Origin of the sequence: Halomonas ventosae, from assembly GCF_004361885.1 — a bacterium.
Classification (GTDB): Bacteria; Pseudomonadota; Gammaproteobacteria; order Pseudomonadales; family Halomonadaceae; genus Halomonas; species Halomonas ventosae_C.
Genome location: NZ_SNWH01000004.1, coordinates 172,323 through 197,871 on the forward strand (window position 1 = coordinate 172,323; position 25,549 = coordinate 197,871).

The window sequence follows — 25,549 nt, forward strand, 5'->3', positions numbered from 1 at the left end:
CACATGGATTTTGCTCTGATGCTGGTGGCGGCGGTGGCCGTCTCCGGCTTGATCTGGCTGCTCGACCTGCTCTGGTGGCGTCCTGCCCGTCGACAGCGTCTGGCCACGGTCGAGGCCGGTACCACCGAGGGACTCAGTGAGCGGGCCCGCGAGAAGGCGCTGAAGGAGCCGTGGCCGGTGGACTATGCCCGTTCCTTCTTCCCGGTGCTGCTGGTGGTACTGGTACTGCGCAGCTTCGTGGTCGAACCCTTCCAGATTCCGTCCGGTTCGATGCGCCCCACCCTGGAGGTCGGCGATTTCATCCTGGTCAACAAGTTCGCCTATGGTCTGCGCCTGCCGGTGGTGCATACCCAGATCCTTGATCTGGGCGAGCCCGAACGAGGCGACGTCATGGTATTTCGCTTTCCCGACGAGCCATCGGTGAACTTCATCAAACGGGTAGTGGGCCTGCCAGGCGACCGGATTCGCTATGAGGACAAGCAACTTTTCATCAACGGCGAGGCGGTGCCCAAGCGGTTGCTCGAAGCGGGCCCTATCAAGGCTCCCACTGAGCTTCTGCTATCCGAACAGCTGGGCGACACGAAGCATGCTATCTACAATAATCCTTTGACCCCCGGTCCCCAGATGCCCGAGCTGGTGGTGCCGCAGGGACACTACTTCATGATGGGCGACAACCGTGACCACTCCAACGACAGCCGCTACTGGGGCTTTGTACCGGAGGCCAACATCGTCGGCCAAGCCTTCGCCGTCTGGATGCACTGGGATGGTGGATTGCCGAGCTTCACCAGTGTGCGCCTTATTCAATAGGGCGGTCAGGATCGTTTACAGCAGCCGGCGCAAATCGCCAGTTACTGGCTTGCCTGGCACCGCCACTCCCGTCACCCACCAGTCAGGAGCGTCGTGAGCAACTCTCTCAACGCCTTCAGTCGCCGCATCGGCCATACATTCGCCGACCCCGGTCTGCTCGAACTGGCCATGACCCATCGCAGCTACGGCGGCCAGAACAACGAACGCCTCGAGTTCCTTGGCGATTCCATCGTCAACTTCATCATCGCCGAGGCACTTTTCCAGCGCTTTCCCCAGGCTCGTGAGGGGCAGCTGTCACGGCTGCGCGCGCGCCTGGTCAAGGGGCAGACGCTGGCCGAGCTGGCCCGTGAGATGGCCTTCGGCGAATGTCTGCGTCTGGGGTCGGGCGAGTTGAAGAGCGGTGGCCACCGGCGTGAATCGATTCTCGCCGATGCCGTCGAGGCCGTGCTTGGGGCCATCTACCTCGATGCCGGCATGGAAATTGCCCGGGCCCGAGTGCTCTCCTGGTATGCCGAACGGCTGGAGGCTATCAGCCTTAAGGATACCCAGAAGGACCCCAAGACCCGACTGCAGGAGTTCCTGCAGTCGCGTCAGGTGCCCCTGCCGCGCTACGAGGTGACCTCGGTGGAGGGCGAGGCCCATGCCCAGACCTTCACGGTCGAGTGCCATGTCGAGGTGCTCGAGGAGCACACCCTCGGCATCGGAGCGAGCCGACGCCATGCCGAGCAGCAGGCCGCCGCCCAGGCACTGGCGCGCCTCGAACCAGCCAAGCCAGACAACCGCCAAGGGACACGCCCATGACCTCCACCTGCGGTTTCGTAGCCATTGTCGGCCGTCCCAATGTCGGCAAGTCGACGCTGCTGAACCGGATCCTCGGCCAGAAGGTCTCGATCACCTCACGACGACCCCAGACCACCCGCCACCAGGTGATGGGCATCAAGACCGAAGGAGAGGTCCAGTTCATCTACGTCGATACCCCCGGTATCCATATCCAGACCCGCGATCGCAACAAGGCGATCAACCACTTCATGAACCAGGCCGCCGTCCAGGCGCTGCGGGACGTGGACTGCGTGGTCTTTATCATCGACCGGACCCGCTGGAGCGACGAGGATCAGGTGGTGCTGCAGCGCCTTGAGCACGTCGCGGCGCCGGTGATCCTGGCCGTCAACAAGGTCGACCGCCTGCAGGACAAGGCCAGCCTGCTGCCCTGGCTGCAAGGACTCGGCGCGCGCCGTGACTTCGCCGCCATCGTGCCGATCTCCGCCAAGCAGGGCTCCAACGTGGCCGAGCTCGAGGCCGAGGTCGCCAAGCATCTGCCTGAGAGCGTTCACTTTTTCCCTGCCGATCAGATCACCGACAAGAGCCAGCGCTTCCTGACCGCTGAGCTGGTGCGCGAGAAGGTGACGCGTCAGCTCGGCGACGAGCTGCCCTACCAGATGACTGTGGAAATCGAGGAGTTCCGCGACGAGGGACGCGTCGTGCATATCAGCGCGTTAATCCTCGTCGAACGGGACGGCCAGAAGAAGATCCTGATCGGCGAGAATGGTGAGCGCATCAAGAGCATCGGTCGTGAGGCACGCCTCGACATGGAGCGTGCCCTGGGCACCAAGGTGATGCTCAACCTCTGGGTCAAGGTCAAGCGTGGCTGGTCTGACGACGAGCGCGCACTGAAAAGTCTCGGCTACGACCTGGATTAGATGCAACCTGAACCGGCCTTCCTGCTGCACAAGCGGCCCTACCGCGAAACCAGCGCCCTGGTGGAGCTGCTGACGCTCCATTGCGGACGCGTCAGGGCCGTGGCCCAGGGCATCCAGCGTCCCGGGTCACGTTCGCGAGGCCGGCTGCAGCCCTTTGCCCCGCTGCATGTCACCTGGGTCGGCGAGGGCGAGCTAAAGCGCCTGCGCTTGATGGAGGGGCACGGCAGCGTGGCTCTGCTCGCCGGCGAGGGGTTGCTGTGCGGCCTCTATGCCAACGAGTTGTTGACCCGCGTGCTGCCCATAGAGCTGCCGGTTGCCGAGGTCTTCGCCTTCTACACCACCATGCTCGAGGCATTGCCGCGGCCCGATGGGCGCAGCGGGGCGCTGCGTCGGCTCGAGGTGGCGGTGCTCGAGGCGCTGGATGGCGGGCCGCGGTTCACCGATCCCGAAGGGAGCGAGCTTGATCCCCAATGTCGCTATTTGCTCGATCCGGCCACGCGGGCCTTCGTGGCCGACGAGGGCGGCATCGACGGGCGAACCCTGCGGCTACTGGCCCACGGCGACTGGGCCGAACCCGGGCTGGCCGGCCCCGCCAAGGCGGTCACCCGGGCAGCATTGGCCCCGCTGCTTGGCAGCCGTCCATTGCGCTCCCGCGAGCTGATGCGTCAGCTCGTCGAGGCCCGGCTTGGCCGGGAGCGGTAAGCGGTAAGAAAAAATCCTTGCCATTAGTGATATGGGTGGCAGCATCACGGCTTACGGCTTACGGCTTACGGCTTACGGCTTACCGAAGGAGGTCCCATGCACCCCCCGCGTATCCTGCTCGGCGTCAACATCGACCATATTGCCACTCTGCGTCAGGCCCGTGGCACTCGCTATCCAGACCCGGTTCAGGCGGCGCTGCTCGCCGAGGAGGCCGGCGCCGACGGCATCACCGTGCATCTGCGCGAGGACCGTCGCCACATCCAGGAGCGCGATGTTCGCCTGCTGGCTGAGGTCCTCAATACCCGTATGAACCTCGAGATGGCGGTGATCGAGGAGATGCTTGTGCTTGCCGAGACGATCCGTCCGGCCCATGTCTGCCTGGTGCCCGAGAAGCGCGAGGAGCTGACCACCGAGGGCGGGCTTGACGTGGTGGGGAGCTTTGCGGCCGTCGCCGCGGCATGCCGCCGGCTGACCGCCGTGGCCTGCGAGGTGTCGCTGTTCATCGATCCTGAGCCTGTCCAGATCGAGGCGGCCGCCCGGGCTGGCGCCCCGGTGATCGAGTTGCACACGGGGGCTTACGCCGAGGCGACGGGCGAGGCCGCCCGCCGCGAGCATGCCCGGCTTGCCGCCGCCGTCGAAATGGCGCTTGAGCTGGGTCTTACCGTGAATGCCGGCCACGGCCTCCACTACCACAACGTCGAGGCGATCGCCGCGCTGCCCGGTCTTCACGAGCTCAACATCGGCCATGCGATCATCGCCCGGGCACTCTTCGTCGGCCTCAAGGAGGCCGTGGCCGAAATGAAGCGACTGGCGATCGCCGGACAGGAGGCGGGCTTTGTGGCCGCCCTCGAGGCCCATGACCACGAGCATGGCGACCCGGCCAGCTGCTGCCGATGATCATTGGAATCGGCACCGATATCGCCCGGGTGGCCCGTTTCGAGCAAGGCATGGCACGCCATGGCGAGCGTTTCGCGCAGCGCCTGCTGGGTGAGCGGGAGCGCGAGCGGCTCCACGGCCATGTGCTGCCCGCGGCCTTTCTGGCCAAGCGCTTTGCCGCCAAGGAGGCCTTCGTCAAGGCGCTCGGCACCGGCCTGCGCCGGGGCATGCGCTGGACCGAGATCCAGGTCGTCAACGATGCCCTGGGACGTCCTGCCCTGGTCCTCTCCGGCAAGGCCCAGGAGCTGGCCGAGGCGGCCGGCGTCAGGTCGCTTCACCTGTCGCTCTCCGATGAGGCGGCCCTCGCGGTGGCCTTCGTGGTGCTCGAGGGCTGAGCGGCCTGCCAGTCACACAGTTCGCCCATGGCAGCATAGAGGTCGGGCAGCCATGCCACCACGGCGGAGAAGCCTCGTGAGCGCAGACGGGTCTCGAGAGTTTCTGCCAGCAGCCCCAGGCGGGGGGTGCCGCAATAGCGACAGGCCCCATTGAGGGCATGCAGGGCATCGAGCAGGACGACTTCGTCGTTATGCGCGACGGCGTCACGGATGGCTGCCTCGCTGCCGGGCAGGGAGTCGGCCAATGTTTCCAGCAGTTGGCGGGCGAGGGGCTCGCGTCCACCGGCCAGGCGAATACCCAGCTCCAGGTCGACCACGGGCAGTTCGGGATCCTGTGCTTGGGGAGCATCCTGCGTCGATGGCTCATCCTCCGTCGGCCGCGTTGGCAGCACGATGCCCAGGTGCTTCTCCAGCAGGTGGGCAAGGCGCTGGGGTTGCAGCGGCTTGATCAGCACGTCATCGAGTCCGTTCTCGCGCAGCCGCCGCTGCTGCTCTCCCTGAAGATGCGCGGTGACGGCGATGATGGGAACCCGATGCCAGACGCCTCCCAGTCGTCTCAGTGCACGGCTCGCCTCCATGCCATCCATGCCGGCCATGCGAATGTCCATCAGTACCATATCGAACTCCCGCGTCTGCGCCAGCGCCAGGGCTTCCTCGCCACTTGCCGCCTGGGTCAACGTGAGTTTGGGCCCGGCCAGCAGCTCGCCTAGCAGCAACCGATTGGACGCCGTATCGTCGACGACCAGCAGCCGGGCCGGCAGTGAGATCGGTTGGCGCTGCGCAGCTGTCGGCAGGGCCCGCGGTGTTACGTGCAGCTGGCGGACCAGCGCATCGGCCAGCGCCGAGCGGGAGATCGGCTTGCCCAGCACCTCGCCACCATGCGGCAGCGGCAGCGGCGGCAGGTCGAGGGGGCTGGCATTGACCAGCAGCAGGGCAGGGCAGTTCAGCTTGTCCAGCCGGCGCTGCCATCGCGCAAGACTCGCCTCATCGAGGTCCTCGTGGCAGATTCCCGCCACGACCAGCGCGACAGGCTGCTCCTCGAGCCAGGCATTCGCCTGCGTCGTCACGCGGGCTCCCCAGCGGGTCATCAGATGCTTGAGGGCGCGACGCGTGGGCGAATGAGGTTCATCGATCGCGATGAGCTCTCCTCTCAGCACGAGTTCCGGGGCGCGCTCGGACGCCGCAGTGCCCCACAGCGGCAGCATGAAGAAGAAGGTCGAACCCTGGCCAGGCACGCTCTTGACATCGATCTCCCCGCCCATCTGCTCGACCAGCTGGCGACAGATGGCCAGCCCCAGGCCAGTGCCGCCGAACTCCCTGTGATGGCTGATGTCGGCCTGCTGGAAAGCCTGGAACAATCGTCGGCGGGCCTCCTCGCTCAAGCCCATGCCGGTGTCGCTGACGCTGACTTGAAGCACCATCCGACCCGCCTCGGCCTCTTCCAGCATGACCCTTACGATCACCTCGCCCTGGTCGGTGAACTTGATGGCATTGTTGACCAGGTTGGTAAGCACCTGGCGGATGCGCATCGGGTCGCCCTGGAGGTTGGCCGGCACATCGTCGTAGACCAGGCCGAGCAGCTGCAGCCCCTTCTGCTGGCTCAGCGGGGCCTGCAGGCCGAGCACTTCATCGACCAGGGCGACCATGTCCAGCGGCAGGGTCTCGAGCTCCACCCGGCCGGCCTCCAGTTTGGAGAAGTCCAGCACATCGTTGACCAGCATCAGCAGGTTGTCGCAGGCCCGCTGCATCTGATCCAGCCATTCCCGCTGGCGCGGTTCCAGCTGCGAGCGTCCCAGCAGCCGACAGAAGCCGACGATACCGTTGAGGGGAGTGCGGATCTCGTGGCTCATGTTGGCCAAAAACTCCGACTTGACGCGGTTGGCCTCAAGGGCCCGGCGGTGGGCCAGGTCCAGCTCGATGTTCTGGACCTCAATGGTCTCCATGGATCTTTGGAGCTTGTTGGTGGCCTGCTCGATCTGGGCCTGCCTCTCCTGCCTGGCCGTCTCGATGTGATCGGCCAGCTCATTGATGCGCCGGGCCAGCGGGGCGAGCTCCTGGGCTGGGGGAATCGTCAGCCGTTCGGGTACCCTCCCGAGGGCCAGACGATCCAGGCAGCGATTGGCTTCCTCCAGCGGCTGGCATAGACGTCGCGTGGTGAGATAGGCAGCCAGGAACAGCAGCAGGCCGGCGAGCATTAGCACCAGACCGCTACTGGCCAGCTGACGATAGCGGGTCATCAGCAGGGGCGTGGTGTCGATGACCAGCTCCAGCCAGACCGTTTCCTTTGCGTCATCGGTCAGCGGCGCCTGCAGCAGCCAGCGGCGGCCGTCTTCCCGCAAGCGTATCGTGCCGGGGGCGGTTGACGCCGGGAGGTCATGGATCATGCCCCGCTCAAGCAGGGGTGTGCCCCGGTCATTCCGCAGGCTCACCGCCTGAACATGCGGCAGCGCCAGCAAGCTGTCCACCAGACGTGACAATATCGGGCTATTTTCTCGCGCCAGGGCGTCGCTCAGGGACGGCGCGAGCCGCTCGACTTCTTGCGTCAGCTGGTCGCGAAGTGTCGCATGGCGCTGGTGATCCTCGAGGGTCAATGCCGTGCCGACCAGCAGCGTCAGCAACAGCAGCGGCAGGCCGAGGATCATCAGCATCAGTCGGGTCTTGAGCGACATCGGCGGGCTCGTCGGGCGGCGAAACGGTGTCCAGTATGCCACAGCAAGCTCGGATGCCTGTCCTGTGCGCAGCGGCAGAGATATAATGCGAAAAGGCATTTCCATCAGGAAGATTACATGCATTTCCCCACTCTCGAGGAGACTGTCGGCCACACGCCGCTGGTCCGCCTCAAGCGCATCACCGCCGGACGCGGCAATACCCTGCTGGCCAAGCTGGAGGGCAACAATCCCGCCGGCTCGGTCAAGGATCGGCCAGCCCTCTGCATGCTCCAGGAGGCCGAAACCCGCGGCGAGATCTCACCCGGCGATACCCTGATCGAGGCGACCTCCGGCAACACCGGAATCGCCCTGGCCATGGTGGCGGCCATCATGGGCTATCGCATGGTGCTGATCATGCCGGAAAGCGCCTCCGCCGAGCGCAAGCAGGCCATGGCCGCCTTCGGTGCCGAACTGATCGAGGTGAGCAAGCAAGGCGGCATGGAAGAGGCCCGTGACCTCGCCGAGGCGATGATCGCCCGCGATGAGGGCAAGCCGCTGAACCAGTTCGCCAACCCGGACAACCCCCTGGCGCACTATCGCACTACCGGCCCGGAGCTCTGGGAGCAGACCGACGGCACCATCACCCACTTCATTAGCTCGATGGGCACCACCGGTACCATCATGGGCGTGTCGCGCTATCTCAAGGAGCGTAACCCCGAGGTGCAGATCATCGGCCTGCAGCCCGAGGATGGCGCTAGCATCGCCGGCATCCGCCGCTGGCCGCCCGAATACCTGCCGAGCATCTTCGAGCCGAGCCGTGTTGACCGGGTGCTGGACATCGGCCAGCACGAGGCCGAGGAGCACATGCGTCGCCTGGCGCGCGAGGAGGGCATGCTGTCCGGCGTATCATCCGGCGGAGCGCTCGCCGGGGCACTGCGGATCGCCGCCGAGGTCGAGAACGCAGTGATCGCCTTCATCGTCTGCGACCGCGGCGACCGCTATCTCTCCACCGGGCTGTTCGCCCCGGAGCGCTGAGCATGACCATGCTGGGCAAGCGTCGCCCCGGGCGTGCTTCGTCAGATGTCTCGGGGCTTCATGGGCGTCAGGCAGAGCACCGCGAGGCTAGCGAGGAGCAGGACGCCCTGGAGATCCGGGGACTGGCCCATGACGGGCGGGGGGTGGCGCGCATCGCGCGGGGCAAGACGGTGTTCGTCGAGGGCGCGCTACCCGGCGAGCATGTCAGGGTCGCCGTCCATCGCACCCGCAAGCGCTTCGACGAGGCCCATGTGCGCGAGCTGCTGGTGGCCTCCCCCGAGCGCGTCGCGCCACCCTGTGCCCATGTCGGGCAGTGTGGTGGCTGCGACCTGCAGCACCTCGCCCTGGCGGCGCAGCGTCGTCACAAGCAGGCGGTGCTGGAAGCGTGGCTGGGGCGACAGGGTATCACCCTAGAGGCGGCGCCCGAGCTGCTCGCCGGGTCGGGAGAGAGCTACCGTCGACGTGCCCGCCTGGGTGTCAAGGTGGATGCCGAGGGTGGCGTCCATCTGGGCTTTCGCGCCCGCCATAGCCACCGTCTGGTCGACATTGACGCCTGCACCGTGCTGGTGCCAGCGCTGGACGCGCTGCTAGCGCCGCTGCATCGATTGTTGGCAGAGCTCGAGGCTCCGCGCCAGGTAGGGCATCTCGAACTGCTCGACAGTGACCAGGGCGCCCTGGTGGTCGTGCGCCAACTGCGTGACCACGCCGCGGACGCCTGGCGCTGGCAGGCCTTCTCCCGGGCTCGGGGTATCCACCTGGCGCGCTGGCTGGGCCGTGAGGCGCCCAAACTCGACTGGCTGACGCCCACGCCGGCACTGCGCTGTCGAGTGCCGGGGCCTGACGGTGAGCTCACCCTGGGTATCGCCCCCGGGGATTTCCTGCAGGCCAATGCCGAGGTCAACTCTTTGATGGTGACCACGGCATTGGCCTGGCTGGCGCCGCTGGCCCGTGGCAGGCGGGTGCTGGACCTGTTCGCCGGGGTAGGTAACTTCAGCCTGCCGCTGGCCGCCGCCGGTGCCCGGGTGACGGCGGTGGAAGGCCGTGCGGCAATGGTCGCGCGGCTCGCCGACAACGCCCGCCGTAATGCACCTGGCCGGGAGTTGAGCGTGGCGGCGCGCCAGGCCGACCTTAACGATGAAGCCACCGTGGGCGAGTTGCTCCAGGAGGTTGGCCCCGAGGTGGTGGTGCTGGACCCGCCCCGGCAAGGGGCCGAGCCGGCTTGCCGCGTGCTGGGGCAGCGTCCGGTACCACGCCTGCTCTACATCTCCTGTGACCCGGCCACCCTGGCACGAGATGCGGCACTGCTGGTGCATGCTGGCTATCGCATTCGGCATGCGGCCGTGGCCGACATGTTCGTACACACCTCGCATGTGGAATCCATGCTGTTGTTCGAGTACCCCGGCGCGGCGCGGCAGGCCCAAGGAGGGTCAAGCGATGGTTAAAGTGCGCGAAGAGCAGCCGCTGACCCGGGAAGGGGAGGTCGATATCGACCAGTGGCTCACCCGCCTGCAGGGCGACGTCAAGCTGCGCGACGCGCAGCAGATGCGGGATGTCTGCACGCTGGCCCAGCGGCTCGAACTGGCCTGCGAACGCCCCCATAAGGCCTGGCTCAAGGATGGCTCGAGTTTTCGCATGGGCCTGGAGATGGCCGATATCCTGGGCGAGCTCAAGCTCGACCAGACGGCGCTGGAGGCCGCGGTGCTCTATCGGGCCGTCCGCGAGAGGCTGATCGGTCTCGAGGAGGTCGACAAGCGCTTCGGTCATGAGGTTGCCGGGCTCATCGGCGGCGTGCTGCAGATGGCCGCCATCAGCACCTACCAGGCACCCAGTCAGGGGCTGAGCCAGCATGACCAGCAGGATAACCTGCGCAAGATGCTCGTCAACCTGATCGACGACGTCCGTGTGGCGCTGATCAAGATCGCCGAACGTACCTGCGCCCTGCGTCAGGTAAGCGACGCGCCACGCGAGAAACGCTTGCAGGTGGCCCGCGAGGTGTTCGACATCTATGCGCCGTTGGCCCACCGCCTGGGCATCGGCCATCTCAAGTGGGAACTCGAGGATCTCTCCTTTCGCTACCTGCACGAGGATGACTACAAGGCCATCGCGCGGCAACTGGCCGAGAAGCGCCAGGACCGCGATCGTTACATCAGCGAGGTGGTGGCGACCCTCAAGTCGCTGATGGCGGCCCAGGGGATCACTCACTATCAGGTCGACGGTCGCGCCAAGCACATCTACTCGATCTGGCGCAAGATGAAGCGCAAGCGCATCGACTTCTCCCAGGTCCACGACATCCGCGCGGTACGCATCCTGGTTCCCGAGGTGACCGACTGCTACACGGTACTGGGAATCGTCCATTCACGCTGGCATCACGTCCCCAACGAATTCGACGACTATATCGCTAACCCCAAGAAGAACGGCTACCAGTCGCTGCACACCGCGGTGCTAGGCCCGGAAAACAAGGTGCTCGAGATCCAGATTCGCACCTTTGCCATGCATGAGGAGGCCGAGCTGGGGGTCTGTGCGCACTGGCGCTACAAGGGTCACGATACCCGCGTGCGCAGTGCCAGCTACGAGGAGAAGATCGCCTGGCTGCGCCAGGTGCTGGAGTGGCACGAGGAGGTGGGCGACTTCAGCGACCTGAGCGAGGGGCTGACCAGCGACGTGGCCCCGGACCGCCTCTATGTTTTCACCCCCGATGGCCACGTGATCGACCTGCCCCAGGTCGCCACGCCGATCGACTTTGCCTACCGGGTGCATACCGAGGTGGGCCATCGCTGCCGAGGCGCCAAGGTCAATGGCCGCATTGTGCCGCTCACCTATCGGCTCAAGACTGGCCAGCAGGTGGAGATCCTCACTGCCAGCAAGGGCGGACCGAGCCGCGACTGGCTCAACCCCAACCTGGGCTATGTGCGCACCTCGCGGGCACGGGCCAAGATCCAGTCCTGGTTCAAGCTGCAGGCTCGCGAGCGCAACCTCGAGGAGGGTCGGGCGCTGTTCGAGCGCGAGATGAAGCGGCTCGACATCGAGGACATGGATTTGCTCACCCTGGCCAACAAGGTCAACTATCCCACCCCGGACGACATGTTTGCGGCCCTGGGGGCGGGCGACCTGCGCATCGGCCAGGTGCTGCACCAGGCCCAGCAGCTGTTCGGCGAGCACGATGACCAGGACCAGCTCGACCGCCTTCTGGCCAAGCCACGCAAGGCCCCGGGCAAGGGTGGCGGCAGCGACATCAGCGTGCTCGGCGTGGGCAACCTCAAGACCAGCATGGCCAACTGCTGTCATCCGGTGCCCGGTGACGCCATTGTCGGCTTCATCACCCAGGGGCGTGGCGTTACCGTGCATCGCCAGGATTGCCCGAATATCCTGCAGCTGCGCCTCGACGAGCCCCAGCGCATCATCGAGGTGGAGTGGGGCGAGCGGGCCCTTACCCAATATCCAGTAGACATCGAGATCCAGGCCTGGGACCGCTCGGGACTGCTGCGCGATGTCACCGGGGTGCTCGGCAATGAGCGCGTCAACGTGCTCTCGGTGAACACCCTCACCGACACCGAGGATGGCATCGCGCGCATCTCCATCACTGTCGAGGTCGATGGCCTGGAAACCCTGGGCCGCCTCTTCTCGCGCATCCAGCAGCTACCCAACATCATCGAGGTGCGACGGCTGCGCAGTGGCGGTGGGAAGGCCACGTCGTCCAAGCGCAGGAGGACAAGATGAGCGAGTCTCGCCACGACCTGGACGACCTGCTCGCGCTGATGGCCGTGCTGCGCGACCCCGAGCAGGGCTGCCCGTGGGACGTGAATCAGGATTGGGACAGCATCGTGCCCCATACCCTGGAGGAAGCCTACGAGGTCGCCGACGCCATCGAGCGACGCGCCTGGAGCGAGTTGCCCGGCGAGCTCGGTGACCTGCTCTTCCAGGTGATCTACTACAGCCAGTTTGCGGCCGAGGAGGGGCGCTTCGACTTTCATGATGTGGTGCATACCCTTACTGCCAAGATGCTCTACCGCCATCCCCAAGTCTTCCCTGACGGCACCCTGGCCTCGCGACGCCAGGGCGTCAGCGCCGCCGAGGTAAAGGCGCAGCAGGTTCACTCCCGCTGGGAGTCGCTGAAGGCCGAGGAGCGTGCGGAGCGGGCCGGTCGCGAGCCCGACGCCCCTTCGGTGCTGGATGACGTGCCGCGCACCCTGCCGGCCCTCTCCCGGGCCGCCAAGCTCTCCAAGCGGGCCGCCCGGGTGGGCTTCGACTGGCCCGATGCCTGTGGGGTGCTGGCCAAGATCCGCGAGGAGCTCGACGAGGTGGAACAGGCTCTGGCAGAGGGCAAGCGGGTGCATGCCGCCGAGGAGGTGGGCGACCTGCTGTTCGCGGTGACCAACCTGGCGCGCACGCTCAAGGCCGATCCCGAGCAGTGCCTGCGCGCCACCAATGCCAAGTTCGAGCGGCGCTTCCGCTACGTGGAGGCGGCCCTGGTCACCGAGGGTGTGCCGCTGTCGGAGGCCGGCCTGGCGACCCTGGAGCGGCACTGGCAGGCCGCCAAGCACCTCGACACCCCCGTTCAGGAACCGTCGCAAGAAGGAGAGTCCCGGCCATGAGCCATGACCTGCACGAATCGCTGCGTGACAATGTCCGTATCCTGGGCGACAGCCTGGGTCGCACCATCGCCGATGACCTGGGCCCGGGCTTCGTCGACCGCATCGAGACCATCCGCAGCTTCGCCAAGCGTGGCCGCCAGGGCGAGGAGGGCAGTCAGCGTGCGTTGATCGAGTACCTGCGCAAGCTGCCCGACCGTGACCTGCTGCCGGTGACTCGGGCCTTCAACCAGTTCCTCAACCTGGCCAATATCGCCGAACAGCACTATCGCGCCCGCTTCCGCCGGGTCGAGGACTACAAGCCCGGCTCGCAGCCGGTGCTCTCCGAACTGCTCGAACGGGCCCGGCGTGAGGGCCATTCGCCGCGCAAGCTGGTGGAGACCCTGGCCGGCATGCGCGTCGAGCTGGTACTCACCGCTCACCCCACCGAGGTCATCCGTCGCACCCTGATCCAGAAATACGACGCCATCGACGACTGCCTGACGGCCATCGAGTCCTCCGCGGACTACCCGGAGCGCGGGGTGCGCGCCCAGGGCCGGCTGGAAGAACTGATCAGCCAGGCCTGGCATACCGACGAGATTCGCCACGAGAGACCGACGCCGGTGGACGAGGCCAAGTGGGGCTTCGCGGTGATCGAGAACTCGCTGTGGCAGGCGGTACCCGACTTCCATCGCGACCTGGACAATCTGCTGCTGGAGACCGCCGGCGAGCGCCTGCCACTGGATGCCGCACCGCTCCGCTTCGCCTCCTGGATGGGCGGCGATCGCGACGGTAATCCCAATGTCACCGCCAAGGTGACCCGGGAGGTATTGCTGCTGGGCCGCTGGATGGCGGCAGACCTCTATCTGCGGGACATGGGGCAGCTCAAGGCCGAGCTCTCCATGTGGAAGGCCAACAGCGCGCTCAAGGCCGAGGTGGGGGATGTCGCCGAGCCCTACCGCGAACTGCTCAAGCGCCTGGCCAGCCGCGTCGAGGCGACCCGCGACTGGGCCAAGGCCGAGCTCGACGGGCGCAGCTACGAGGGCGGTGCCATCATCGAGACCCGCGACCAGCTCTACGCCCCCTTGCTGACCTGCTATCGCTCGCTGTGCGACGTGGGACTCGATACCATCGCCAATGGCGTACTGCTCGATACTTTGCGCCGTGTGGCGGTGTTCGGCGTGACCCTGACCAAGCTCGACCTGCGCCAGGAGGCCAGCCGCCATGCTCAGGTGATGGAGGAGCTCACCCACGGCCTGGGACTCGGCCACTATCGTGACTGGAACGAGGCACAGCGCCAGGAGTTTCTGCTCACCGAGCTGGCCTCGCGGCGCCCCCTCATCCCGCGACGCTGGGAGTGCTCCGCCGAGTCACGCGAGGTGATCGACACCTTTCGGGTGATCGCCTCCGAGCATCGCGAGGCGCTGGGAACCTATATCATCTCCATGGCCGGGCAACCCTCCGATGTACTCGCGGTGGCACTGCTGATGAAAGAGGTGGGAGGCGCGGTCAGCCTGCCCATCGCGCCACTGTTCGAGACCCTCGACGACCTGGATCACGCCGGCGAGGTCATCGACCACCTGCTGGCGCTGCCGGGGTATCGTGCCCTGGCCGGCGACCGCCAGGAGGTGATGATCGGTTATTCGGACTCCGCCAAGGACGCCGGCCAGCTGGCCGCCGCCTGGGCGCAGTACCGCGCCCAGGAAACGCTGGTCGAGGTCTGTGATCGACATGGCGTCGACCTCACGCTCTTCCATGGTCGCGGCGGCACCGTGGGCCGCGGTGGCGGGCCCGCCCATGCGGCCATCCTCTCCCAGCCGCCGGGCTCGGTGAACGGCAGCTTGCGGGTGACCGAACAGGGCGAGATGATTCGCTTCAAGTTCGGCCAGCCGGAGATCGCCCTGCGTTCTATGGAGATCTATGCCTGTGCCGTGCTCGAGGCGAGCTTGTTGCCGCCCCCGGCGCCTCAGCCGGAATGGCGCGAGGAGATGGACCGCCTGGCCAAGATCGCCCATGGCGCCTATGTAGGCGTGGTGCGCGAGGATCCCGATTTCGTCCCCTATTTCCGTGCAGTGACCCCGGAGGGTGCGCTGGGTCGCCTGCCGCTGGGCTCGCGCCCCACCAAGCGGCGTCAGGAGGGCGGCGTGGAGACCCTCAGGGCGATTCCCTGGATCTTCGCCTGGACCCAGATCCGCCTCATGCTGCCGGCCTGGTTGGGCAGTGGCGAAGCCTTCAGCCAACGACTGGAGGAGGAGGGCGGACTCGAGGTGCTGCGCGAGATGCGCGACCAGTGGCCCTTCTTCGGCACCTATCTGGACATGCTGGAGATGCTGCTGGCCAAGGCTGACGTGGGCATCGCCGCCTACTATGAGCACCGACTGGTCGACGAACCGGCCCTCAAGGCGCTCGGCGAGCGGCTGCGCAGCCGCTTCGCTCGCCTTCACGAGGCGCTGCTGGAGGTGCTCGACCAGCAGGAGCTACTGGAGAAGACGCCGCTGATCCGACAGGCCATCGAGGTGCGCAACCCCTACATCGATCCGCTGCACGGCCTGCAGGCGGAGCTCCTGCAGCGTAACCGCGATGCCGACGGGGCGATCAGCGCAGATCTTTCTCGCGCGCTGATGGTGACCATGGCAGGGATCGCCGCGGGGCTGCGCAACACCGGCTGATCCCGGCAGCGCCTGGCTTTGCCAGGCGCGGTAAGACTGATACCCCTCTATGGTGTCGACGGGTGCTGGGACCGGGTCCACTCGATCAGGTCGTGAAAGGACTCGATCTTCATCCGATGTTCTCCTCTGATGGGCTACTTGCTCGGCCGTCGCTCCAGCCACTCCTTTTCATCATTCATGATCAGATACGCACCCGGCGCAGGCGCAGTGAATTCATGACTACCGACAGCGAAGAGGCGCTCATCGCGAAGGCGGCGAACATCGGCGAGATGAGGATGCCGAGGAACGGATAGAGGATCCCGGCGGCGATCGGTACGCCGGCCCCGTTGTAGGCCAGGGCGAAGAACAGGTTCTGCTTGATGTTGCGCATGGTGGCCAGCGACAGTTTGCGGGCGCGGACGATGCCATCGAGGTTGCCCTTGACCAGCGTGAAGCCGGCGCTTTCGATTGCCACGTCGGCCCCGGTGCCCATGGCGATGCCGACATCGGCCTGGGCCAGGGCGGGGGCGTCGTTCACCCCGTCGCCGGCCATGGCGACCTTGCGGCCCTGTTCCTGCAATTCACGGATGATGCGCGCCTTGTCTTCGGGCAACACGTCGGCGCGGATCTCGTCGATACCCAGCCGGCCGGCCACCGCCTTGGCCGTGCGCGCGTTGTCGCCGGTGGCCATGATGATGTGAAATCCCAGCCGATGCAGCGCCTTCAAGGCCTCGGGCGTGGTCTCCTTCACCGGGTCGGCCACGCTGACCAGGCCGGCGATCTGGCCATCGAGGACCACGAACATTACCGTTTCGCCCTCATCGCGGCGGGCGTTCGCGGTCTCGGAAATCCGGCCCCCGTCGAGGCCCAGTTCGGCCATCAGCTTGGCGTTGCCGAGGGCCACCGACTGGCCGCCCACGACGCCCTTGACGCCCATGCCGGTCACGGCCTCGAAATCGGTAGCATCGGCAAGGGATACGCCGCGCTCCTCGGCGCCGGCGACGATGGCCTCGGCCAACGGGTGCTCGGAGCCTTTCTCCAGGCTGGCCGCCAGGCGCAGCACTTCGGCCTCGTCATGCCCCGCCTCCGGCAGTACGGCCACCAGCTTCGGTTTGCCTTCGGTCAGCGTGCCGGTCTTGTCGACCATCAGCGTATCGACCTTGGCGAAACGCTCCAGGGCCTCGGCATTCTTGATCAGCACCCCCAACTGGGCGCCGCGCCCGGTGGCCGTCATGATCGACATCGGCGTGGCCAGTCCCAGCGCACACGGGCAGGCGATGATCAGCACCGCGACCGCCGAGATGAGTGCGTAGGACAGCGCCGGCGCCGGTCCCCAGATTGCCCAGACGATGAACGACAGCACGGCAACGCCGATCACCCCGGGGACAAAGATGCCCGCCACCTTGTCGGCGAATTTCTGGATCGGCGCGCGCGAGCGCTGGGCGGCGGCCACCATCTCGACGATCTGGCTGAGCATGGTGTCGGCGCCGACACGGGTGGCTTCCATGACCAGGCTGCCCGTGCCGTTGATCGTGGCCCCGGTGACCTTGTCGCCTTCGACCTTTTCCACCGGGACCGGCTCACCGGAGATCATCGACTCGTCGATCGAGGAGCGACCCTCGACGACCACACCGTCCACCGGCACCTTGTCGCCGGGCCGCACGCGCAGTTGATCGCCCACCTGCACGTCTTCCAGCGCCACCTCCTCTTCGCTGCCGTCGGGCCGGATCACCCGGGCGGTCTTGGCGGCCATGTCGAGCAGTGCCCGGATCGCCTTGCCGGTGCCCTCGCGGGCGCGCAATTCCATCACCTGGCCCAGCAGGACCAGGGTCACGATCACCGCCGCGGCCTCGAAATAGACGCCGACCGTGCCGTCGTCCCGGCGGAAGCCCTCGGGGAAGATGCCGGGTGCCAGCAGCGCCACGATCGAGAAGAGATAGGCCGCACCGACTCCCATGCCGATCAGGCTGAACATGTTGAGGTTCATCGTGCGGAAGGAAGTGACGCCGCGCACCAGGAACGGCCAGCCCGACCACAGGATGACCGGCGTGCTGAGCGCGAACTCGATCCACATCGCGCTTCGCTCGCCGAAGAAGTCGCGAATGGACCCGAGGCCCAGGTAAGGGCCCATTGTCAGCACCAGAATCGGCAGCGTGAGTACGGCCGCGACCCGGAAGCGTCGGGTGAAATCGACCAGCTCGGGATTCGGCCCCTCATCGTCGACGGCCGCCGACTCCAGCTCCAGCCCCATGCCGCACAGGGGACAGGTACCGGGAGTGGTCTGGCGCACTTCGGGGTGCATCGGGCAGGTGTAGACGGCGCCGGCATGCCCGGACGGCACCTTGTCGTACTTGCCGCCGCGGCCCGGTTCGCTTCCCGCCTGGTCGGTGCCATGCCCGTGACACTCGCCATGGACATGGTCGTCATGCGCCTGTGACTCGCTGCTTCCCGCGGGCACGAGGTGCATTCCGCACTTCGGGCAGTCACCCGGCTGATCGGAGACGACCTCGGGATGCATCGGGCAAGTGTATGGGGAAGCCCCTTGATCACTGGCGTTCATGGAGCCGGCATCGGTGCCTTCCTGCTGCTTGCCGTGATGCGAGTGCTCGCGCCGCTTGATGTGCTGCTGAGTCATGAAGCCGTCTCCGTTACCTTCGTTGGCTGGGGGTATCTCCGAGTCTTCCTTCGCGCGAGCGAGGGACGCCCCAGGTGCCTTGGCCGCGTCATCAACCTCGTAGATCGCGCCTGCGTTGCTCGTATTCCTCGCGGTCGAGTTCTCCCCGAGCGTAGCGTTCTTGCAGAAGATCCAGGGCCGTTGGCCGCTGTTGAGACATGGCCTCGCCTCGGTCGCGGGTCAGACGACGGACCAGGAGAACGGCCAGGGCAAGGACGGCGCCCCAGAACAACACCATCATGAGCCCGCTGAAGCGCATATGCCCCCAGCCGTAACTCCCCATATACGTCATCATGTCGCCCCACATGGTCGGATCTCCTGTCATGTTGAATCACCCTGCCCTGCCGTCAGGTTAAGACCTGTGGGTAACCCAAGGGTCAAGATAAGATCGAGGTGAAAGTATCCGGGTCTTGATCCCCATCAATGTTCGGCATCTTCGGTGGCCTGGAATCAACGCCGCACGCATGCAAAGAAGTTGTAGAGCGGGCCGAAGACCAGGGCGACGTACCGGCCCCAGGAAGAAGCTTGGCCAGATGAAGCCTGGTAGCAGGCGCAGCCAACTCTCAGACATCGCCCGGTCGGGAAACAGCAGGCCGAGGCCGACACACAGGATGAAGGTCACGGCCAGGAACAGCCCCAGGCTCATACCCAGCGCGATCACGGGAATCCGCGACGTGGCCTGAACCGGCAAGACGCGGCCATGTCTGGAATCGCGGGATGGGGCTCGAACTCCAAGTCCTGGCGCTCCATGCGCAACAGGGCGCTACCGGCCTGGCGAGTCCCATGGTCATGGTGGCAGTGCGGCCGAGGATGGTCCGCGTCGATTCGATGAGGTCGACGTTCGAGTGCGTGTCCGAGAGAAGCTCGACGCCAACCTGGCCAGACGCGGTGGAGGAGAGCACGGGCGCCGCCGTGGTGGTACTAAAGAGACCAGCACCATGCCCAGCAGGATACCCATCCCAAGGCGCGGCCAGGCGACGGCGGCCGCGTGGATTGCTTGGGAAAGAGGGCATGCCTGACCATGATGCATGGCTCCTATGGTAGGATATGTCTTCACTATAGATATATCCCCACTATCCAATAGCAATGACCCAGAAGCGGATCCTGTCCATTGATACAGATCAAGTCAGATGGCGCGGCAAACCTCTGTTACAGTATCCTCAGATCGATCCGGTTGCCATCGCCATCGGGCCGGTGCAGTTTCACTGGTATGACCTTATGTACGTTCAGTCGGCTTCGTGGCGGCCTGGCATCGCTTCCTTCGTGTACCTTGGACGTGATCGATTCGCAATGACAGGGATGACTGACCCCATGCAGACGAGACCCACCCCGCTTCCCGACCCTCGCGTCTGGCGTTTGGCCCTTGTGCTGATCCTGGCGATGCTGCTGACGGGTTGTGGCATCAACAACATCCCCACCTATGACGAACAGGTGAAGTCGGCCTGGGCACAGGTGGAGAACCAGTACCAGCGGCGTGCGGACCTGGTGCCCAACCTGGTGGAGACGGTCAAGGGGTTTGCCCGGCAGGAGCAGGAGACCCTGACCGCCGTGGTGGAGGCGCGGGCCAAGGCCACGTCCATCCAGATCGACGCCGAGTCGCTGGACGACCCGCAGAAGATGCGCCAGTTCGAGCAGGCCCAGCAGCAGCTCAGCGGGGCGCTGAGCCGCTTGATGGCGGTGTCCGAGCGCTATCCCGACCTGAAGTCGAACCAGAACTTCCTGGCCTTGCAGTCGCAGCTGGAGGGCACCGAGAACCGCATCGCCGTGGCCCGGCGCGACTTCATCACCGCCGTCGAGCGCTACAACACCGAGATCCGCACCTTCCCCGGTCGCCTGTGGCACAGCCTCCTCTACAGCGACATGCCGCTTCGCGAGACCTTCGAGGCCACGACCGAGAATGCGGACCAGGCCCCCCAGGTGGAGTTTGAATGAGCGATCTTCTGCGCATTCCGCTATTGGCATTGCTGCTGTCGACGGCCTTGGGCCTTCAGGCACAAGGCCTCCAGGCCCAGGGACTTGAGGGTCAGGCGCTCAACTTTCCCGAACTGACCGGCCGTGTGGTCGACCAGGCCGAGCTGCTGGAGCCGGCCACCGAATCCCAGCTGAGCGAGCGGCTGGCGGCGCACGAAGCAGCCACCACCGAGCAACTGGTGGTGGCCACCCTGCCGGACTTACAGGGCGTCAGCATCGAGGAGTACAGCTATCAGCTGGGGCGCCACTGGGGTATCGGCCAGGAAGGGGAGGACAACGGCGCCCTGCTGATCGTCGCGCCCAACGAGCGCAAGGTGCGCATCGAGGTCGGCTATGGCCTCGAGGGTCGGCTGACCGACGCCCAGTCCTCGGTGATCATCAACCAGATCCTGACGCCGGCGTTCCGCGAGGGCGACTACGCCCGCGGCATCACCGAGGGCGTGGAGGCGATGATCCGGGTGCTGGGCGGCGAGCCCATGGACTCCAGTACCACCTCCGGCACCCCGGCCGGGAAGCAGGGGCCTGAAGGACCGGCATCGATTCTCTTCTTCGTGATGTTCGTCATCGTCATGACCCTGGTGCGAGGCGGCCGCGGCGGCCTGCTATCGGGCATGCTGCTGGGCGGTGCGCTCGGCGGCAGGTCGCGCGGTGGTGGCAGCGGGAGTGGTTTCGGCGGAGGCGGTGGCTTCGGCGGAGGTGGCGGTGGCTTTGGTGGCGGCGGCGCGTCCGGCGGCTGGTAACCCGGCCTTTCGCCCGGTGGCGACACCGACATCACAATCAGGATTCGGAGATCACGACCCCCATGGCCTTATTGAGTGAAGACGAGCAGCGCCAGGTAGCCGAGGCGATTCATCGGGTCGAACGCGATACCGATGCCGAGCTGGTCACCGTGCTGGCGCCGCGCGCGGACAACTATGCCTATATCCCGCTGCTCTGGGCCGGCCTGCTGGCCCTGGTGGTGCCCGGGGCGATCAACTACTTTCCCGGCTGGTTGACGGCCTGGGAGCTGACGCTGGTGCAGTGGGCGACTTTCATCGTGCTGGGACTGGTGTTCCGCCTCCCCACCATCACCACCCGGCTGATCCCGCGATCGGTTCGCCACTGGCGGGCGGCCAACCTCGCCCGGCGGCAGTTCCTGGAACAGGAGCTGCACCACACCGAGGGGGGAACAGGGATGCTGATCTTCGTCTCCGAGGCCGAGCGCTATGTGGAGATCCTGGTTGATCGGGGCATCTCGGCACGTATCAGCGACGAGACCTGGCAATCCATCGTGGCGGCGTTCACCCGGCAGGTGAAGGCCGGCGAGACCCTGCGGGGGTTCCTGGCGTGCATCGAGGCCTGCGGCGAACACCTCAAGGAGCAGGTACCGGCCACCCATGAGCGCAACGAACTGCCCAATCACCTGATCATGCTGGATTGACCCTCTTCTTCCCATGCGCCTGGCATGGCGAGCGCCCCTCCCCGGCCGAGGGGCTACCTTTCGACATCGGCCGACCGACGGGAGGAACCGGCATGACACCAGACCGGCGGCATCTACGAAGACCATTAGCGCCTCGGTGACTTCGACGCGGCCACCGACATCGATCCGTACGACATGGGGTGGTGGCGGGAGCCGTCAATGGCAGCTCCACGGCTCCTTTCCGGCAGCATCTCTGCGAGGCTCAGGCGTTTGGGAACTGCCAAGGTGCTCAAAGCCTAAAACCCTTGTGTTACCCAATGGTCAAGTGAAAGAGGAACATCAGAGGCGGATGGCACCACACCTTGATCGACATCATGCAAATCCCGCCTTCCGGGGGTTCCCGTCACCCGCCTGGACGACACAGTGAAGCTAAGGGGAAAAGGCGGAGCTTGTGGGTGATGTCATGGGGATGTCAGCGAGGGATGACCGGGTAGAGTGCGCCATTCCCTTGATAATCGACTCAAAGGGGGCGTGAAGGGAGCGTGGCGAATTTCTGGCGCTGGCCTTGGGGTTTAGATTGAGGCCACCGCCATGGCAGGCGCCTGAGAGAAGTTGTCGCCTGTAGATGATCAGCCGATATGTGTGAGCAGCTCGGTGGTGAGGAGCGCGAAAGCAGGGTCAGAACGGGTAGTGTATGGAGGCCGTCATCAGGTTGAGATGATCCATGGCCGGGGCATCGATCTTCTCGAGCTCCAGGCGGCTCACCAGGCGTCGCCACTGCAGGCGGGCCCCGAAGCCCTGCACCCTGGCGATGCCGCTACCTTCGCGGAGTCGATCGTTATCCCCCACGGGATCGCCCTGCCACTCCGCCAGGCCCGACTTGGCATACAGGCCCAGCGGCCCGAAGCGCACGCCGGCCATCAGGCTGCCACCCAGACTGGTGGTGTCGAGAACATGCTGGCCATCGGCGAGATCCACCGGCACGTCATCGCTTTCGCGATAGCTGAACTCGGCTCCCAGGTCGAGGCCGGGCAGATTCTGTGGCGTGAAGCCGGCAGTGAGGCGAAACCCCGAGGTATAGCCGTCGAGGGTTTCAATATCGCCGCCCTGCACGATCATGCCGTTGTCGAGTTGGGCGAGGTTGCGCGTCTTGCCCCCATAGGCAGGCGTGGGCGAGTCGGCGTGAGCGGACAGTGCCACCAGCGTCAGGATGGCGGCCAGTGCGATGGCAAGGCGTGAATCCGGTTGCATGTTCCCGACCTTGAGTCGTCAGCTGACGGGCTGTGGGCTTTAAATTGTGGTCTTCCAAGCCTAGCAAGCCGTTGGAGGTTGCGCCAATGCCGCCGCCCGGTGGCGCAGGGCATCGAGATGCCCGTCAAGGCAGGGGGCCGGTAGCCGGTGCCGTGAGGCGGCATCCAGCAGCGGGGTGAGGATCGCCTCGTGCTCGGTGAGTCGCCCCGCCTGGACATCTTGCAACATGGAGGCGCGATTGGTGGCCGTGGCCTCGATGACCTGCCATATCAGGCTCCGCCAGCCCGCCAGCCCTTCGCCCTCAGGAGGCGCGATGCCCTCGGCGGCAAGGATCGCCGCGACTTCGGCGATCAGCCGCTCGACCATGCGCCGGAAGGGAGGGTCGCGCAGCTCGCCGTTATGGATTGTGAAGTGGGCCACCAGCGGGTTGATCACCGCATTGACGGCCAGCTTGCGCCACAGCCGCACGCGGATGTCGTCTACCGCCTCGGTGGGCAGGCCGGCCGCCGAGAGAGTGACGGCCAGTCGCTCGGCGAGCTCGCCATGCCGGCCATCGAGGCAGCCCAGGAAGGTATGGCCATGTCCGGCATGGATCACCCGCGTCTCGTCCTGAACGTGGGCCCCCTCGGTCGTGCTGGCGCAGAGCACCGGCCCTTGATGGCGCGCGGTGAGCCGGGGCTGGCAGTCGAAACCGTTCTGCCACAGTACAAGGGGAGTGCCGTCAGGCAGCCGGGTGGCAAGGGTGGCGTAGGCCGCCTCGGCAGCGTATGCCTTGGTCGTCAGATGCACCACCTCGGGCGGTGGCGATGGCGGGGCATCGATCCGGGCTACCTCGACCCGGCGGGTCAGGAATGCCTTCTCCGGGGTGATCAGGGTCTGGACGAGGGGGAGCGGGCGTCGCCCGATCAGCGTGATCGCTGCGTGGTCGCCAAGTCTCAGCGCGATCAGCCGGCCCAGGGCGCCGGGGCCGACGATCCAGTGCGTCGTCTTTCGGGTCATCGGGTACCTCCCGGGGTCATGAGCGACGAGTGCGCCGTGTGGCCGCCTTGCGGCGCGGACTGCCGTGCCGGGTGCCACGGGGCGAGCGCGCTGCCGGGGCCTGCTCGCCCTGGGCGCCGTGCAGCGCCTCGCGCATCCGGCCTGTGTCGGCGGCAGCGAGCAGGCCATGCAGATCCTCGATCAGCGCCGCGAGGAAGGGGGCCGGGGCCTCGCCCTGCTCGGCGATGGCGCCCAGGCGCTGTTCCCAGAGTGCGGTACGCTCGGGGCGGCCCACCGCCACGGGTAGCGAGGCGATCAGCGCGCTGCCGAGCCGTGTGGCCTTAAGCGCCTTGGCCTGGCGCACCAGGTAGCCGCGTTCCACCAGCGTCTCGATGATACCGGCACGGGTCGCCTCGGTGCCCAGGCCATCGTGTTCGCGCAGGGTGCGTCGCACGGCCGGGTCCTCGACATACCGGGCGATGTTCATCATCGCCTTGATCAGGCTGGCGTCGGTGAAAGGCTCCGGCGGGCGGGTCTCGCGTTCCTCGACCCCGGTCTCCTGGACCCGGCAACTCTCACCCTCGGTGAGCACTGGCAACGGTGGCGCCTCGTCCCGAGTGGTGAACAACGGCTTCCAGCCGGGGTCGAGGATCTCCTGGCCGCGGGCGCGGAAGCATTCGCCGACGATGGTGAATTCCGCCTTCACCTCGCGGGTGGAAAGCGCGGGATAGAACTGCGCCAGCACGTTGCGCGCGATCAGCCGGAAGACATCGGCCTCGGCCTTCTCCAGTCGCGCGAGGTCGGCGGGCTTGCCGGTGGGAGACAGCGCATGGTGGGCGCCGACCTTGCGATCGTCCCAGGCTCTGGAGCGCCGCGCGAAATCCGCCCCGGCAAGCCAGCCGCGCAGCGTCTCGTCCTGGCGGCAGGCGCCCTCCAGGGTGGCCCGCGCCGCGGCGCAATGCTCCTCGGGCAGGTAGCGGCAGTCCGAGCGCGGGTAGGTGATCAGCTGGTGGCGCTCGTAAAGGCGCTGGCAGATGTCTAGGGTGGCCTTGGCGGAGAGGCCGAAGCGTCGGGCGGCATCGACCTGCAGCGCCGATAGCGAGTAGGGCAGCGGGGCGGCCTGGCGCTTGTCGCGGCGCTCGAGCGACGTGAGTCGCCCTTCGGCGCCGGACAGCCGCTCGGCCAGGGCATCGGCCGGTTTCCGGACCAGCAGGCGGCCCTGGTCGTCGAGGGGGTGGGGCTCACCGGGCACCCACCAGGCGCGCAGTTGGCCCTGCGCAACGGCGAGGTCGACCCACAGCACGAAGAAGGGCTTGGGGATGAAATCGCGGATCTCGGCGTCGCGGCGCACCACCAGCCCGAGCACCGGGGTCTGGACACGGCCCACCGAGAGCACACCGTCATGGCCGGCCTGGCGGCCAGTGAGCGTCCAGGCGCGGGTCAGGTTGATGCCGTAGAGCCAGTCGGCCCGGGCGCGACACTGGGCCGCCCGATAGAGCGGCTCGAAACGGCCGTTGTCCTCGAGCCGGGCGAGCGCGCGCTGCACCGCCGGGCGGTTGAGGTCGCTGACCAGCAGCCGGGATACCGGCCCCTTCCAGCCCAGGTGCTCGATCACCTCCTGCACCAGCAGCTGGCCCTCGTCGTTACTATTACAAGTGCAAAAGTGTGAAAATGTGTAATTATATGATTTTATTGGATATTTCATGATTTCATATTTTCTGTGCTTTTTCGCAAATTGGCGTGACCCAGCCTAGTTCAGGTCGCTGTAAGAATGGTGGAAAGCCTTGCGCCATCCTATGCGTCCATCACGAAATTTCCTATAGCTAATGCTAGTGAATACTTACAACAGTATTCCATCCTCTGCGGGAGCAGCACCATTGTCGATCGACGCAGGTTGATG

General features: G+C 66.1%; 20 protein-coding genes and 1 pseudogene. 15 read left to right on the plus strand and 6 right to left on the minus strand.

Annotated features, from left to right (window positions below; translation table 11 throughout):
- Positions 1-3 precede the first annotated feature (3 nt).
- The 6 genes from lepB to DFO68_RS05100 all read left to right on the plus strand — a co-directional run bounded on the left by lepB (position 4) and on the right by DFO68_RS05100 (position 4,477).
- A complete protein-coding gene (gene lepB, locus DFO68_RS05075; protein WP_133482593.1) occupies positions 4-807 on the plus strand; it encodes a signal peptidase I in 804 nt (267 codons plus the stop codon).
- Positions 808-900: 93 nt separating this feature from the next.
- A complete protein-coding gene (gene rnc, locus DFO68_RS05080; protein WP_133482594.1) occupies positions 901-1,608 on the plus strand; it encodes a ribonuclease III in 708 nt (235 codons plus the stop codon).
- The gene (gene era, locus DFO68_RS05085) at positions 1,605-2,504 is read left to right on the plus strand and encodes a GTPase Era (protein WP_133482595.1); all 900 of its coding nucleotides are present in this window, start codon (positions 1,605-1,607) and stop codon (positions 2,502-2,504) included. Before rnc ends, era begins: the two co-directional genes overlap by 4 nt.
- Complete coding sequence (gene recO, locus DFO68_RS05090) at positions 2,505-3,206, plus strand: DNA repair protein RecO (RefSeq protein WP_133482596.1); 702 nt, start codon at positions 2,505-2,507, stop codon at positions 3,204-3,206.
- A gap of 96 nt (positions 3,207-3,302) precedes the next feature.
- A complete protein-coding gene (pdxJ, locus tag DFO68_RS05095; protein ID WP_133482597.1) occupies positions 3,303-4,103 on the plus strand; it encodes a pyridoxine 5'-phosphate synthase in 801 nt (266 codons plus the stop codon).
- Complete coding sequence (locus DFO68_RS05100) at positions 4,100-4,477, plus strand: holo-ACP synthase (RefSeq protein WP_133482598.1); 378 nt, start codon at positions 4,100-4,102, stop codon at positions 4,475-4,477. The genes pdxJ and DFO68_RS05100 overlap by 4 nt, the downstream gene beginning before the upstream one ends.
- On the opposite strand, the gene DFO68_RS05105 is transcribed toward DFO68_RS05100, so the two are convergent.
- Complete coding sequence (locus tag DFO68_RS05105; protein ID WP_133482599.1) at positions 4,417-7,146, minus strand: ATP-binding protein; 2,730 nt, start codon at positions 7,144-7,146, stop codon at positions 4,417-4,419. The genes DFO68_RS05100 and DFO68_RS05105 overlap by 61 nt on opposite strands.
- Positions 7,147-7,263: 117 nt before the next feature.
- Between DFO68_RS05105 and cysM the strand changes: the two genes are divergently transcribed.
- The 5 genes from cysM to ppc are packed head-to-tail and all read left to right on the plus strand — an operon-like array spanning position 7,264 to position 15,397.
- Complete coding sequence (gene cysM, locus DFO68_RS05110; RefSeq protein WP_133482600.1) at positions 7,264-8,160, plus strand: cysteine synthase CysM; 897 nt, start codon at positions 7,264-7,266, stop codon at positions 8,158-8,160.
- Positions 8,161-8,162: 2 nt separating this feature from the next.
- Positions 8,163-9,602, plus strand: coding sequence for a TRAM domain-containing protein (locus DFO68_RS05115; protein WP_133482601.1), 1,440 nt, complete (start codon positions 8,163-8,165; stop codon positions 9,600-9,602).
- Entirely contained in the window at positions 9,595-11,877 is a 2,283-nt protein-coding gene (gene relA / locus DFO68_RS05120) for a GTP diphosphokinase (protein WP_133482602.1), read from the plus strand. Before DFO68_RS05115 ends, relA begins: the two co-directional genes overlap by 8 nt.
- Positions 11,874-12,752, plus strand: a complete 879-nt coding sequence (gene mazG / locus DFO68_RS05125) for a nucleoside triphosphate pyrophosphohydrolase (RefSeq protein ID WP_133482603.1) — start codon at positions 11,874-11,876, stop codon at positions 12,750-12,752. The genes relA and mazG overlap by 4 nt, the downstream gene beginning before the upstream one ends.
- Positions 12,749-15,397, plus strand: coding sequence for a phosphoenolpyruvate carboxylase (ppc, locus tag DFO68_RS05130; protein WP_133482604.1), 2,649 nt, complete (start codon positions 12,749-12,751; stop codon positions 15,395-15,397). The genes mazG and ppc overlap by 4 nt, the downstream gene beginning before the upstream one ends.
- Before the next feature lie 181 nt (positions 15,398-15,578).
- Here ppc and DFO68_RS05135 read toward each other — a convergent pair whose 3' ends face one another.
- Positions 15,579-17,894 carry a copper-transporting P-type ATPase gene (locus DFO68_RS05135; protein ID WP_243726418.1) on the minus strand — a complete coding sequence of 772 codons (2,316 nt, stop codon included), beginning with the start codon at positions 17,892-17,894 and terminating at the stop codon, positions 15,579-15,581.
- A 208-nt stretch (positions 17,895-18,102) separates the two neighbouring features.
- Positions 18,103-18,357 carry an SHOCT domain-containing protein gene (locus DFO68_RS05140; RefSeq protein WP_133482605.1) on the minus strand — a complete coding sequence of 85 codons (255 nt, stop codon included), beginning with the start codon at positions 18,355-18,357 and terminating at the stop codon, positions 18,103-18,105.
- 839 nt (positions 18,358-19,196) lie between these two features.
- Between DFO68_RS05140 and DFO68_RS16035 the strand changes: the two are divergent.
- The 4 genes and pseudogenes from DFO68_RS16035 to DFO68_RS05160 all read left to right on the plus strand — a co-directional run.
- Positions 19,197-19,300: pseudogene (locus DFO68_RS16035) on the plus strand (prolipoprotein diacylglyceryl transferase); the annotation flags it as partial.
- A gap of 61 nt (positions 19,301-19,361) precedes the next feature.
- Complete coding sequence (locus tag DFO68_RS05150; RefSeq protein WP_133482606.1) at positions 19,362-19,982, plus strand: LemA family protein; 621 nt, start codon at positions 19,362-19,364, stop codon at positions 19,980-19,982.
- Positions 19,979-20,761, plus strand: a complete 783-nt coding sequence (locus tag DFO68_RS05155) for a TPM domain-containing protein (protein ID WP_133482607.1) — start codon at positions 19,979-19,981, stop codon at positions 20,759-20,761. Before DFO68_RS05150 ends, DFO68_RS05155 begins: the two co-directional genes overlap by 4 nt.
- 62 nt (positions 20,762-20,823) lie before the next feature.
- Complete coding sequence (locus DFO68_RS05160) at positions 20,824-21,441, plus strand: TPM domain-containing protein (protein ID WP_133482608.1); 618 nt, start codon at positions 20,824-20,826, stop codon at positions 21,439-21,441.
- A gap of 657 nt (positions 21,442-22,098) precedes the next feature.
- Here DFO68_RS05160 and DFO68_RS05165 read toward each other — a convergent pair.
- From DFO68_RS05165 to DFO68_RS05175, 3 genes are read right to left on the minus strand one after another with little or no spacing between them, the layout of a single operon-like run.
- The gene (locus tag DFO68_RS05165) at positions 22,099-22,671 is read right to left on the minus strand and encodes a hypothetical protein (protein WP_133482609.1); all 573 of its coding nucleotides are present in this window, start codon (positions 22,669-22,671) and stop codon (positions 22,099-22,101) included.
- A 60-nt stretch (positions 22,672-22,731) separates the two neighbouring features.
- Positions 22,732-23,670: a ketopantoate reductase family protein gene (locus DFO68_RS05170; RefSeq protein WP_133482610.1), complete on the minus strand. Its 939-nt coding sequence runs from the start codon at positions 23,668-23,670 to the stop codon at positions 22,732-22,734.
- Between the two features lie 16 nt (positions 23,671-23,686).
- Positions 23,687-25,273, minus strand: coding sequence for a DNA topoisomerase (locus tag DFO68_RS05175; RefSeq protein WP_432206835.1), 1,587 nt, complete (start codon positions 25,271-25,273; stop codon positions 23,687-23,689).
- Positions 25,274-25,549 lie beyond the last annotated feature (276 nt).